Genomic DNA, 13,027 nt, shown 5'->3' with positions numbered 1-13,027 from the left:
TACCTGCGTAGCCCGGATGCATCCGGGAAGACTGTCTGGCAATACCCGGACTGCATCCGGGCTACGGGGCGGCGATCACTCTGTAGGAGCGGCCGGGCGGCGCACCGCCTTGGCTGCGATAGCGGTTCGCGGGCATGGAACTGGGCGTCCCTCACCGCTCCTACAGGTATGTCGGTGGTCAGAAAACCGAGGCGTAGTCGCCCAGTTCGACCTGCACCGATTTGATCCGGGTGTAGTGCTCCAGGGTGCTCAGACCGTTCTCGCGGCCGACACCGGACTGCTTGTAGCCGCCCACCGGCATCTCCGCCGGCGACTCGCCCCAGGTGTTGATCCAGCAGATGCCGGCTTCCAACTGGTGGATGACCCGGTGCGCACGGGCCAGGTCGCGGGTTACCACGCCGGCGGCGAGGCCGTAGTCGGTGTCGTTGGCACGGCGGATCACTTCCTCTTCCGTGTCGTAGATCAGGATGCTCATCACCGGGCCGAAGATTTCCTCACGGACGATGGTCATCCCATCCGTGCAGTCGGTGAATACGGTCGGTGCCACGTAGGCACCCTTGGCGTAGTCGCCGTCGCTGACCCGCTCGCCGCCGATCAGCAGGCGCGCGCCTTCGCTCCGGCCTTTTTCGATATAGCCGAGCACGCTTTCCATATGGGCGAAGCTGACCAGCGGGCCGAAGTTGGTGTTGTCGTCTTGCGGGTCGCCCAGGCGGATGCGCTTGACCCGTTCCAGCACCTTGCTCTCGAAGCGCGCCTGGAGCATGCGCGGCACGAACACCCGGGTGCCATTGGTGCAGACCTGGCCGGAGCTGTAGAAGTTGGCCATGACCGCGATATCGGCGGCGCGGTCGAGGTCGGCGTCCTCGAACACGATCAGCGGCGACTTGCCGCCCAACTCCATGGTCACTTCCTTGAGCGACGAGCTGGAGGCGCTGGCCATGACCTTCTTGCCGGTGACGGTGCCGCCGGTAAAGGAAATCTTCTCGATGCCCGGATGCTCGGTCAGCCACTGGCCGACTTCGCGACCGCTGCCGGTGAGCACGTTGAACACGCCATCCGGCAGGCCGGCTTCGCTGTAGATTTCGGCCAGTTTGAGGGTGGTCAGTGAAGTGACTTCGCTGGGCTTGAAGATCATCGCGTTGCCGGCGGCCAGGGCCGGGGCGGATTTCCACAGAGCGATCTGGATCGGGTAGTTCCAGGCGCCGATGCCGGCGACCACGCCCAGCGGCTCGCGGCGGGTGTAGACGAACGCGCTTTCGCGCAGGGGGATCTGCTGGCCTTCGATGGCGGGCACCAGGCCGGCGTAATACTCGAGCACGTCGGCGCCGGTGACGATGTCGACGTAGCGGGTTTCCGACAGCGGCTTGCCGGTGTCGAGGGTTTCCAGCTCGGCCAGCTCGTCGTTACGTTCGCGCAGGATGTCCACCGCCTTGCGCAGGATGCGCGAGCGCTGCATGGCGGTCATCGCCGCCCAGACCTTCTGCCCGGCGGTCGCGCTGGCGACGGCGCGTTCGACGTCTTCCTGGCTGGCGCGCTGCACGTTGGCGAGCACTTCACCGTTGGCCGGGTTGATGCTTTCGAAGGTGGCGCCGCTGGTCGAGTCGACATAGCGACCGCCGATGTAGAGCTTCTGTTCGTCGAATCGGGCCATGGGGAGTCCTCTCTTGTCTGTTGTCTTCGCAAGGCTGGCTGGCGGCTTCGGTGCGCCTTGGCCAGATGGGTCGGCAGGTCCAGGTGTCGCGCGCGGCGACAGTGTCCAGGCCGGAAAGAGTGAAAATCAGCCTACGTTATTTTTATTGAACGTTCAATCAATAAAAATAACCGAGAGCGACCTGAGGCGGTCTGGATGCGACAGGCAGCATGCTGGAGGCGGGTGAAAGGGTTTTGCGGGAGTCGCGACCTAGCGGACTCCGGATCGCCGGAGCGCCCAACAGTCCGTAGGGTGCGCCGTGCGCACCGGCTCTGAGGCAATGGTGCGGGTTGTTAATGCTGCGCGCTGGGCAATCAACATCGCCCTGTAATGGACAGCGTTGCGCTCAGCCAGCCTTGGCCAGTTGCTGGTCGAGATAGTCGTAGGCGATCTGGATGGCCTGCTGGGTATCGAAGCTGCCGCCGGACAGTGCACCGCGCAGCCACAGGCCATCGATCAGGGCGGCCAGGCCGCGCGAGGCGGCACGGGCCTGCTGCACGGGCAGGACACGGCGGAACTGGCAGCACAGGTTGGAATCCAGGCGGTGGTCGTTGACCCGCTGCAGGCGGCGCAAGGATGGCTGGTGCATGCTGCTGGCCCAGAATGCCAGCCAGGTTTTGATCGCCGGACCGTTGACCTGACTGTCGTCGAAGTTGCCGTCGATCATTGCCCGTAGATGCGCACGCGGGCTGTCGTCCTTGAGCGCGGCCCGGCGTGCGCGCACCGCAGTGCTCAGGGCCAGCATCAGGTGGCGCATGGTGGCGTCGAGCAGGCCGTTCTTGTCCTTGAAATAGTGGCTGATGATGCCATTGGACACCCCGGCGAGACGGGCGATATAGGCAATGCTGGCATCGCCCATGCCGACCTGATCGACGGCTTCGAGGGTGGCCGCAATCAGTTGCGAGCGGCGGATCGGTTGCATTCCGACCTTGGGCATCGGTGTCTCCGTGGTTCGAGGGGGATGAAAGCAAGCGTCTACGCTGAGCACCTTGTGCTGGCCGCTGGCGAGGTGGCGCGACGGCGCTCGATATCTTCACAGGCTCTGAGGGCGTTGCCGGGGTTGGGCAGCAGTCTAGGCCGATTTTGATTGACCGATCAAACAAATATGCCGTGCGGCCCGCGACTTGCCGACCGCGGCAGAGCCAGCACCTGTTCCTTGTTGCAGGGCTGGCAACCCCCTACGTGCCGTGACACTGGCGGACTATGCCATTACAATTTGATTAACATCAAACTTGAGTGATTGGCTATTTTATGGAAAGCAAGACTGCGCGTCTCACCGTGTTGATCGATCCGGTCAAGAAGAAGGCGTTCGAGGAGCTGTGCGCCGGGCAGGACCTGACGCCGTCTCAAGTCGTGCGCCAACTGATTCGCGATTACCTCGAGAGCCACGGTGCCACCTACGCCACCCAGAGCAAGCGCGGCCCAAGCGCCAAGTCATGATCCGCTGAGCCGCTTGGCCCTCAGCTATAGCCCGGTGCGTGCTCGCGCTCCTCGTAAGCACCCAGCGCGGCGCTGAAGTCGGCGTGATAATGCTCTGCCCCGATCTCCTGCAGGATGCCCGCCTTGTCCAGCTTGGCCAGCACCTTGTGGTTGGCCTCGCAGAGCTTCACCACGATCTTGCGTTTGTGCAGTTGCTGGATGACTTCCTCCAGCGTCTGCAGGCCGGTGATATCCATGAAGGGGACGCGGTTCAGGCGAATCACCAGCATCTGCGGATCGGTATGGGTCTGTGCCAGTGCGCGCTCGAAGTTCTCTGCCGCGGCAAAGAACAGGGGCCCTTCGATCGTGTACACCAGCACCCCAGGCGGCAGGCGGGTATGACCGCCAACCCGTAACTCGGCTTCCAGCTCCTGCTCGACGACCTGCTGCACTTCGACAGAGGCGGCCATCCGCCGCATGAAATGCAGCATCGCCAGGATCACCCCGATGTTCACCGCAACCACCAGGTCGCTGAACACCGTGAGGCCGAAGGTGATCAGCAGGATCGCCACGTCCGCCCGCGGGGCACGCAGCACCATGCGCTTGAAGTGGCGCAGTTCGCTCATGTTGTAGGCGACCACGAACAGGATCGCCGCCAGCGCGCACAGCGGGATGTCCGACGCCAGCGGAGCCAGGAACAGGATGATCAGCAGCAGGGTGACCGCATGCATGATGCCGGCCAGTGGGCTGGTGCCGCCGTTACGGATATTGGTGGCGGTGCGCGCAATCGCGCCGGTGGCGGCGAACCCGCCGAACAGTGGCGTGGCCAGGTTGGCGATGCCCTGGCCGATCAACTCCTGGTTGGAATCATGTTTGGTGCCGGTCATGCCGTCGGCCACCACCGCCGACAGCAGCGACTCGATCGCCCCGAGCATGGCAATCGCAAAGGCCGGGCCGATCAGCTCGATCACCCGCGGCAGGCTGATTTCGGGCAGGCCGAATTCGGGCAGACCCTGGGGGATGCCGCCAAAGGCGCTGCCGATGGTGGCCACCCCATCGAACTGAAACAGGGCCTGGATCAGGGTGACCACCAGCATCGCCACCAGCGGGCCTGGCACGCGCCTGAGCCCCGGCAACTTAGGTGAAAACAGCACCAGGCCCAGGCTGAGGATGGCCAGCAGCGTGGTGGCCGGGTGCAGGTCCGGTAGTGCTTGCAGCAGATGCCAGAACTTCTCGTGGAAATGCTCGCCGCCGACCTTGGGCAAGCCGAAGAAGTCCTTCCACTGGCCGACCCAGATGATCACCCCGATCCCGGCGGTGAAACCGACGATCACCGGGGCGGGAATGAATTTGATCACCGCGCCGAGCCGGGTAATGCCGAGCAACAACAGCATGACGCCGGCCATCATGGTCGCGATCTGCAGGCCATCGATGCCGTGCTCGGCGGTGATGCTCGCCAGAATCACGATGAAGGCCCCGGTCGGCCCGGCGATTTGCAGGCGACTGCCGCCAAACAGGGATACCAGCACGCCGCCAATGATCGCCGTATAGATGCCTTGCTCGGGCTTGACCCCCGAGGCGATGGCAAAGGCCATTGCCAGCGGCAACGCGACTATCCCGACGATCACTCCGGAGACCAGATTGTTCAGCCAGTGCTTGCGCCCCAGCAAACCGGCCTTCCACGCTTCACGTACCGCAATCATGGCGAACTCCTCAGTGAGTGCATGTGCATGATATTATCATGCAGTGATAATGAAGCGGCTTTTTGAGCGATCGTCCCGAGACTTAGCGGTTGTGAAAAAATACAGCGCCGTCGCGAAGCAGTATCCAGGCGTTTGGAGGCGGTCGCAGTGGCGGGGAGTTTTTCACAGCCTCCACGGCGGCCCTGCAGGCCGGGGCGTAGCGGAGCAGGCGACTGACACTGAGCGCACGGGTGTGCGCAAGCACCAACAAAGTGGGTGACCGAGATGAACCGTAACAACGTTAAAAGCAAGCATGCCGAGGGCGTCACCTTCGATACCCATGTGATCGCCAACCCGACCAACCTCAAGGAGTGGATCGTGTTCTTCAAGAAGGACGCGGGGAGAAGCTACTTCCTGGTCGACGATAGCGAAGAAGTCGAGTCGTTTGTCCATCTGGATGATTTGATCGACGAGTTGCGCGAGCTGGGTATCAAGAACGCAGAGATCCATTTTTAACTGCCGAATCGGGCACGTTCCCGAGGGGAACGGGGCGAAGCGGCGTGGGGCGGCGTAGGCTTTAAACCTGCGGAGTATTTGCCATCGAGCCGCTCAGAGCCGTTCGAGGAAGCGCAGAATCGTCTCATTGACCCGCTGCTGGTGGGTGATCGGACCCATGTGCCCGACGCCCTCGAACTCGACCACCTCTACCCGCGGCAAGGCCCGGGTCAGCAGCCGGGCGACGCCCAGTGAGGAAGCCGGCGAGTCCTTGCCCAGCATGTACAACACAGGAATATCCAGCTCGGCGAAGGCCGCCAGCGTGGTGGGCTCACCGAGCAATGCCTCGGCCCAGCCGCGCACATTGCCGATCGAGGTGGTGATAGGGCCCTGACGCGATTCAGGCATGCGCGCCCAGCTGCCTGCGCCCATCCAGTAGTCGATAAAACACTCGGCGGCACCCTGCGTATTGCCCGCCTCCAGCGCAGCGGTTGCCGCCGCCACGGTGGCGCGGATGCCGTCGGCGGCATTCGGCGGCGGCGCTTCGGCATCGAGCAGAGAAAACAGCGTCGGTTCATACAGGGCCAGGGCGCGAACGCGCCGGGGCTGGCTGAGCGCGGCGATCAACGCCACCGCCGCGCCATAGGAATGCGCAACCAGGGCAAAGGGCTCGCCGGCGCGGGCAAACACCGGCTCGAGCAGGGCCACTTCGTCGCGTAGTGCAACCGCCCGCTCGTCTGGCCAGGCCGGACTCCGACCCGCCCCCAGCGAGTCGGCGGCCAGCACATGAAAGCTGGGCGCCAAGAGCTCCATCAACGCCCGCCACTGGCTTGACGTGCTGGCGTTCGAGTGCAGACAGACCACCCCGGGGCCGACACCGGCTTCGCGAAAGAACGGGATCAGTGGCTGCATGGCGAGTCCTCGGCAGGGGAAAGGACAAGGATTCAGTCTAGCGCGGGTTCTTACCGAGCGATAAAGGCCGAAGGCATCGTTTGGCTGGCCAAACAACGCCGTTGCCCGACCCAGCGATGCGAGATCGCCTCGGGTGGAAATGCCGTGGTGCGCGTGCCGCCGGGATGATTGATTGCCCGGTTGCACCGGCCACGAAAAAGCGGGCCGAAGCCCGCTTTCTGCTGTTGCTGTAACAGTGCCTACTTCAACCAGCCTGCCACGCGCTCGGGGTTGGCGGCGACCCAGTCCTTGGCGGCCTGCTCCGGCTTGGCGCCTTCGCTGACGGCCAGCATGACTGCGCCCACATCTTCGGCGCCCCAGGAGAACTTCTTGAGGAACGCGGCAGCTTCTGGAGCCTTGGCTTCCATACCCATGCTGGCCACGGTGTCGATGTGCTCGGCTTCACCGAAGACATTCTGCGGATCTTCGAGGAAGCGCAATTTCCACTTGGCGAACATCCAGTGCGGAATCCAGCCGGGAACCACGATGGCTTCGTTCTTCTTCTCGGCGCGGGCCAGGGCGATGGCCATGGCCGGGCCGGAACTCGGCATCAGTTTGAAGTCCAGTTTGTACTTCTCGATGGCTTCTTCTGTACGGCGCATCACGCCAGCGCCAGCGTCGATACCGGTGATCTTGCCGTCGTAGGCTTCCTTGTTCTTGTTCAGGTCTTCGATGCTCTTGGCTTCGACATAGTCGGGAACCACCAGGCCGATTTTCGCGCCTGCGTAGTTGGTGCCGAGGACCACCACCTTGTCTTTCATCTTGGTGAAGTACTCGCCGTGAGTGACCGGCAGCCAGGCGGAGAGGGTCGCGTCCAGGTCACCGCGGGCCACGCCTTGCCACATGATGGCAGGCTCGACCGCTTTCAGCTCGACCTTGTAGCCGAGGTTGCTCTTGAGGATTTCGCTGGCGACATGGGTGGTCGCGACGCTGTCGTCCCAGCCATTGACGTAGCCGATGGTCAGGGTAGGTTTTTCCGCCGCCATGGCAGTCGACATGCCCAGCGCGAGTGCGGCAACGCCAAGGCTTTTCAGGCAGAAGGTGGATAGTTTGCGCATAGATTTGATGCTCCATCAGTGAGAGTTGCAGTTCAACTGTGTTGCTGGCTCGTGCTGATTGCGGGTGTTGCGGTGCTCGGTGTGCGCCGGGCAGGCCACGAGTGGTCTGCCGGTGGTCATCCGCAAGGCAAAGCCGTAGGCAAGCCGGCTGCCTGGGGCATCCGGCTGGTACGCTGCGGTTGCGGCTTGCTACCTGGCCCGCCCGGTCGGTCCGGTCGGTCCGGGTGGGCCGGGATTGCGTTGTCGGCCTAGAGTCCGACGTGTTTCTTCACGGCGGCGATGCCATCCTGGCCGTCATAGGTGGTGACGCCTGCCAGCCACTTGTCCAGGGCCTCCGGGTTGGCCTTGATCCAGTTCCTGGCCACTTCTGTCGGGTCTTCTTTCTCCAGCACTTTTTCCATCAGCTGGCTTTCGATCTCGACGCTGAATTGCAGGTTGTTCAGCAGCTTGCCGACGTTGGGGCAGCGCGCTTCGTAATCCGGTGGTACCACGGTGTAGACCTTGGCCGCGCCGTAATCCGGGCCGAACACGTCATCGCCGCCGGACAGGTAGGTGATATCGAACTGGGTATTCATCGGGTGCGGTGCCCAGCCGAGGAACACTACCGGCTTGTTTTTCCTCACGGCGCGTTGCACCTGTACCAGCATGCCGGCTTCGCTGGACTCGACCATGCGGAAACTGCCCATGCCGAACTGGTCTTCTTTGATCATTTTTTCGATCAGCAGGTTGCCGTCGTTACCGGGCTCGATGCCGTAGATCTTGCCGTCGAGTTCCTTCTTGAACTTGGCGATGTCCTGGAAGCTTTTCAGGCCAGCCTCAGCCAGGTAGGTCGGCACGGCGAGGGTGTACTTAGCGCCTTCCAGGTTGGCGGTCGGCAGCACCTTGACGCCGTTGTCCTTGGTGAACGGCTCGATCACCGCGTCCATCGAGGGGGCCCAGTAGCCAAGGAACACATCGATCTGGCCCTTTTGCACGCCGGTGAAGGCAATCGGCACCGAGGCCATGATCTTGCGGGTCTGGTAGCCCAGGCCTTCGCTCAGGGTCATGGCCACGCCGGTGGTGGCGGCGATGTCGGCCCAGCCGATCTCGGCGAAGCGCACCTGTTTGCAGCTTTCCGGCTCTTGGGCCCAGGCGCTTTGCAGCAGCGCGCAGGACAGCAGGCCAACTCCAGCAATGGTTTTCAACTTGCTCATTTATGGCTCCCTCTGTGAACGGATAAGGTGAAAGTCTTACTGGCGCTGCAATTTCGCACTCACCCAGCTGATCAGGGTGGCGCGTTTCTCGCTTTGCTTGGTGCCGAAGCTTTCGGTAATGCGGTCGAGGATGATCGCCAGCAGTACCACGGCCATGCCGCTCTCGAAGCCTAGACCGATATCCAGACGCTGGATGCTCGCCAGCACGTCGTTACCCAGGCCGCCGGCGCCGACCATCGAGGCAATGATCACCATCGACAGGGCCATCATGATGGTCTGGTTGACCCCGGCCATGATCGACGGCATGGCGCTAGGCAGTTGCACCTTGAGTAGCAGCTGGGTCTTGCTGCAGCCGAAGGACTGACCGGCCTCGATGATTTCCTTGTTGACCTGGCGGATACCCAGGTTGGTCAGGCGCACCGCCGGCGGCATGGCGAAAATCACCGTGGCGATGATCCCCGGCACCCGGCCCAGGCCGAACAGCATGGCCGCCGGAATCAGGTAGACGAACGCCGGCATGGTCTGCATGAAGTCGAGAATGGGGCGGATGGTGGTCGCCACCCGCTCGCTCTTGGCCGCCCAGATGCCCAGGGGGATACCCAGCAAGAGGCTGATCAGCGTCGCGGAGAAGGTCAGGCCGAGGGTCACCACGGTCTGCTCCCAGAAGCCGGTGAGGACAATCAGGATGAAGGAGACGGCGGTAAAGGCGGCAAACCGGGCGCCGATGCGCCAGAGGCCGAGGCCGACGAAGATGGCGATCAGCAGCCACGCCGGCGGCAGCATGAGGATGGCCTCGATGCCTTCGGAAAACGAGCTGACCACGCCGCCGATGCTGTCGAAACCGTCGCTGTAGTTGTCCAGCAGGTGCTGCACGCCGTCGTTGACCCAGCTGCCCAGGTCGAGTTTTTTCTCACTCATGTCATTCTCCCTGCATGCGGGTCAGCAGGCGACCCTTGCTAATGGCGCCAGAGTATTGGCCGTTGCCACCGACAACCGGGATCGGACCTTCGTTGTCCACCAGGCGCTCGATCACTTTATCCAGCGGCATGTCTTCCGGCACCGGGGTGATCTGCTTCACCACGCTTTGGTCGAGTTTGCATGACTGACCACCTTCAACCAGCAGGGCGATCTTCTCCAGGCTGATGGATCCATAAAAACGGTTGTTCTCATCGACAATGAAGGCGTAATGCTTGTCCAGCTCCTGAAGCTTTTGCGAGACGACCTGGGCGTCCGGAGCAACGCCGTTGTGCACGAAGATCGGCACGCTATTCGCCATGAGCTGGCCGGCAGTGAGGTAGCGGTTGGTGTCGACGGTGTCGAAGAAGTTGCGCACATAATCATTGGCCGGGTTGTCGACCAGCTCTTGCGGTGTGCCGACCTGTACCAGCTTGCCGCCTTCCATGATGGCGATACGGTTGCCGATACGCATGGCCTCCTCGATGTCGTGGGAGACGAAGATGATGGTGCGGCGGTGTACTTTCTGCAGCTCGAGCAGCAAGTCCTGCATTTCGCGGCGCTTGAGCGGGTCGAGGGCGGAAAACGCCTCGTCCATGATCATCATCGAGGGATCGACGGCCAGGGCGCGGGCCAAGCCGACGCGCTGTTGCATGCCGCCGGAGAGTTCGTGGGGGTGCATCTGGGCGAAAGTCTCCAGCCCCACCTCCTTGAGGACCTCCATGGCGCGCTGTTCCCGCTCCTTGCGGCTTACCCCTGCCACTTCCAGGCCGAAGGCCGCATTGTCCAGCACGGTGCGTGAAGGCATCAGGGCGAAGGACTGGAACACCATGCTCATGTCGCGGCGACGCAGGCTGATGAGTTCCGCGTTGGACATCTTGGCGACGTTATGGCCGTCGATGAACACATCGCCGCCGGAAGGCTCAATCAGTCGGTTGATCAAACGAATCAGGGTAGATTTGCCGGAACCGGAAAGGCCCATGAGGACGAAAATTTCGCCTTCTTCGACACTGAACGACACATCGCTAACACCAATCACCGCGCCGGTTTCGGCGAGGACTTTTTCCTTGCTCCAGCCTTGCTTGCTCTGGGCGATGGCTTCTTGCGGTTTGTTGCCGAAAACCTTGTAGAGGTTTTTGACGACGATTTTTCCAGACTGCATGATGGGTGTTTCCCCTTCAGTAGACATCCAGATCAGCTACATGGAACCTGTCGCGCGCCATCGGGGCGTTCGTCAGGTGATGCCGACTGTTCTTGCCTGTGGGTGTGGGCGTGGTTTCGAGTGCTGGAAGGCCTTTTGCCGGGCGGCTGGCAGGGCGCTCAGGCACAGTCCATAACACAGGCCCGGACCCGCAGGGGTCATGGGCATTGCTAGAGTCAGTTGCTGAGTGAACCTTGTATTGCCGTACTGCAAACTGCTTTCCAAATCCTCTGGCAGCGTTGAGAAGCCCAATCCTTGGGAGTTCACATCTCGAACCGAGATGCGCGTACATCCGAAATTTTCTTGTTGGGCTGGCGCCCAAGTGTGGTGCCAGCGCTGTTCTGTTATTCGGTCCGGAGCGGTGGGCTCCGGTCTGCCATCTCCCTCGGGAGTTGGCAGCGACGTAATCGGCTGACTCAAAGATATAGCCTTCGAATCGCGGCAATTGTCGGTTTGCGACGCCGACGTATTGGGCGACGACATGGCGCTGGCCTATAAAACCTTAACAGAGTTATTTAGCCCCTGGCCAAGGCTGAAGCCCGCGCCATCCGTGGTTTTCAGCTATTGACATGAGTGTAGCCGCCGTATGCCGGGGGCTGTGGGAGAATGAAAAAAAATGAAATTCAGGGCATTTTTTTGTTGTCTGATGGCAAATCCGCCAGGCTGCCGTCGCGTCGGGTGACGCCTTCGAGCCATTGCGCGTGTACCTGCGGATGGGCCTGCAACCAGGCCTTGGCTTCGCGCCTGGGGGTGGTGTTCTGGTTGAGGATCGCCTCCATCAGGTCATTCTCCATCTGCAGGCTGAAGCGGATATTCTTGAATAGCCGGCCGAGGTTCGGGCATTGCGTCGCAAAACCCTTGCGCACCGTGGTATAGACGGTGGCGCCACCCAGGTTGGGGCCAAAGTAGTCATCGCCGCCAGTCAGGTAGCGCATGTTCAGCTGGTTGTTCATGGGGTGCGGTTCCCAGCCGAGGAACACCGCCCATTTATTCAGATGATCGGCGCGTTTGACATGCAAGATCATGTTCGACTCGCTGGACTCCACCAGTTCGAATCCGCCGAGGTCGAAGATGTTCTTGTCGATCATCTGCTGGATCAGCTGGTTGCCGCTGTTGCCCGGTTCGATGCCGTAGATCTTGTCGCCCAGTTGCTGGCGGAATTTGGCAATGTCGCGAAAGTCCTTGAGGCCGGCTTCGTGTGCGGCCTGATTGACCGCCAGGGTGTACTTGGCGCCCTCCAGATTGACCGTCAGCAGCTCCACCGAGCCGTCGTCCAGGTAGGGGCGGATGTCCTTCTCCGAACTGGGTAGCCAGGTGTCGAGGAACACGTCGATCTCGTTGTCGTGCAGCGCCTTGAAGGTCTCCGGCACCGACAGGCGCTTGACCTGGGAGCGGTAGCCCAGGTCGTTGAGCACCAGGCGGGTCACGGCGTTGGTGGTGATCAGGTCGGTCCAGCCGACGTCGGCCAGGCGCACCCGGTCGCAGGTGGCGGGGTCAGCGGCGTGGGCCAGCAGCGGGCTGCTCAGGGCCAGTGCCAGCAGGCAGTTCTGGGGTAATTTCATCGGCTTATCCAATAGCGGGTGACGGATCCCCCCTCGGGGTCGCAGGCCATGAACCTGGCGAGACGAACGGCTGCTGGCCGGCGCATGGGCGTCGGATCATTGCGCCGGGACTTGGTCGCTGCCTATGCGTCAGGTCGCTGACAGAACGCTGGTGTCGCATTTGGTCGTGGGGGAATGCAGGAGTCAGCTTACCGGCGATCCGGCGATCCGCCGTCCAACGGTGCGGCACAGGTGGCGCCACGTATCGCCGCGCCGAACCGCATCCCGTGCGCTGCTGTGCAGGCGAGGCGGCGGTTTCCATTCGGCCCCTCGATTGCCGATCTGACGGCTTTGGACACGAACGCGTCGGTGTGGGACTTCTGCGGTCTGCGCAAATCCCGATGATGGCCGCACAGCTGGAATGCGTGCAGGAGATTAATTGTGGCTATCAGTGTTTTCGACTTGTTCAAGATCGGTATCGGGCCTTCCAGCTCGCATACCGTCGGCCCGATGCGCGCTGCCGCGCTGTTTACTGGCGCGCTGCGCGAGCGTCATCAGCTTGAGCGCGTGCAGCGTGTGGAAGTGCGCCTGTATGGCTCGTTGTCGGCCACCGGCATCGGTCACGGCAGCGACACCGCGGTGATCATGGGCCTGATGGGCGACTGGCCGGATCAGATCGATCCGGCGAACATTGCGCCGCGCATTGAAGCACTGCACAGCAGCGGCACCTTGCAGCTGGACGGACGTTTGCCGATTGCCTTCGACTGGCAGCGCGACATGTTGCTGCTCGAAGAAAACCTGCCCTATCACCCCAATGCCATGACCCTGACGGCTTACGCGGCC

At 62.3% G+C, this 13,027-nt stretch carries 12 protein-coding genes; 3 read left to right on the top strand and 9 right to left on the bottom strand.

The window, feature by feature from the left end:
* Window positions 1-178 precede the first annotated feature (178 nt).
* Window positions 179-1,651, bottom strand: a complete 1,473-nt coding sequence (betB, locus tag R3355_RS20995) for a betaine-aldehyde dehydrogenase (RefSeq protein WP_318962994.1) — start codon at window positions 1,649-1,651, stop codon at window positions 179-181.
* A 385-nt stretch (window positions 1,652-2,036) separates the two neighbouring features.
* Window positions 2,037-2,627 (bottom strand): transcriptional regulator BetI, encoded by a 591-nt coding sequence (gene betI / locus R3355_RS20990; protein ID WP_318949553.1) that lies wholly within the window; start codon window positions 2,625-2,627, stop codon window positions 2,037-2,039.
* A 314-nt stretch (window positions 2,628-2,941) separates the two neighbouring features.
* Here betI and R3355_RS20985 point away from each other — a divergent pair, with 314 nt between their 5' ends.
* The gene (locus R3355_RS20985) at window positions 2,942-3,130 is read left to right on the top strand and encodes a CopG family transcriptional regulator (RefSeq protein WP_318949552.1); all 189 of its coding nucleotides are present in this window, start codon (window positions 2,942-2,944) and stop codon (window positions 3,128-3,130) included.
* Between the two features lie 20 nt (window positions 3,131-3,150).
* Here the strand turns inward: R3355_RS20985 and R3355_RS20980 are convergent, their stop codons facing one another.
* Complete coding sequence (locus tag R3355_RS20980; protein WP_318949551.1) at window positions 3,151-4,812, bottom strand: sulfate permease; 1,662 nt, start codon at window positions 4,810-4,812, stop codon at window positions 3,151-3,153.
* 264 nt (window positions 4,813-5,076) lie between these two features.
* Between R3355_RS20980 and R3355_RS20975 the strand changes: the two genes are divergently transcribed.
* Window positions 5,077-5,307 (top strand): hypothetical protein, encoded by a 231-nt coding sequence (locus R3355_RS20975; RefSeq protein ID WP_318962992.1) that lies wholly within the window; start codon window positions 5,077-5,079, stop codon window positions 5,305-5,307.
* A gap of 93 nt (window positions 5,308-5,400) precedes the next feature.
* Here R3355_RS20975 and R3355_RS20970 read toward each other — a convergent pair whose 3' ends face one another.
* The 6 genes from R3355_RS20970 to choX form a co-directional block, all read right to left on the bottom strand.
* The gene (locus tag R3355_RS20970) at window positions 5,401-6,198 is read right to left on the bottom strand and encodes an alpha/beta hydrolase (protein ID WP_318962991.1); all 798 of its coding nucleotides are present in this window, start codon (window positions 6,196-6,198) and stop codon (window positions 5,401-5,403) included.
* Window positions 6,199-6,437: 239 nt separating this feature from the next.
* Window positions 6,438-7,295, bottom strand: coding sequence for a glycine betaine ABC transporter substrate-binding protein (locus R3355_RS20965; protein WP_318962990.1), 858 nt, complete (start codon window positions 7,293-7,295; stop codon window positions 6,438-6,440).
* 248 nt (window positions 7,296-7,543) lie between these two features.
* Entirely contained in the window at window positions 7,544-8,488 is a 945-nt protein-coding gene (locus tag R3355_RS20960) for a choline ABC transporter substrate-binding protein (RefSeq protein WP_318962989.1), read from the bottom strand.
* Between the two features lie 36 nt (window positions 8,489-8,524).
* On the bottom strand, window positions 8,525-9,406 hold the full coding sequence (locus tag R3355_RS20955) for a proline/glycine betaine ABC transporter permease (protein WP_318962987.1): 882 nt from the start codon (window positions 9,404-9,406) through the stop codon (window positions 8,525-8,527).
* Between the two features lies 1 nt (window position 9,407).
* On the bottom strand, window positions 9,408-10,604 hold the full coding sequence (locus tag R3355_RS20950; RefSeq protein ID WP_318962986.1) for a glycine betaine/L-proline ABC transporter ATP-binding protein: 1,197 nt from the start codon (window positions 10,602-10,604) through the stop codon (window positions 9,408-9,410).
* A 662-nt stretch (window positions 10,605-11,266) separates the two neighbouring features.
* Window positions 11,267-12,205 carry a choline ABC transporter substrate-binding protein gene (choX, locus tag R3355_RS20945; protein ID WP_318962985.1) on the bottom strand — a complete coding sequence of 313 codons (939 nt, stop codon included), beginning with the start codon at window positions 12,203-12,205 and terminating at the stop codon, window positions 11,267-11,269.
* Window positions 12,206-12,625: 420 nt separating this feature from the next.
* On the opposite strand from choX, the gene R3355_RS20940 reads away from it, so the two are divergent.
* On the top strand, window positions 12,626-13,027 hold a 402-nt coding region (locus R3355_RS20940; protein ID WP_318962983.1), incomplete at its 3' end, for a serine dehydratase beta chain.

Origin of the sequence: Pseudomonas sp. (assembly GCF_033723075.1) — a bacterium.
Lineage (GTDB): Bacteria > Pseudomonadota > Gammaproteobacteria > Pseudomonadales > Pseudomonadaceae > Aquipseudomonas.
This window is presented reverse-complemented; position numbering and strand designations above follow the sequence as displayed.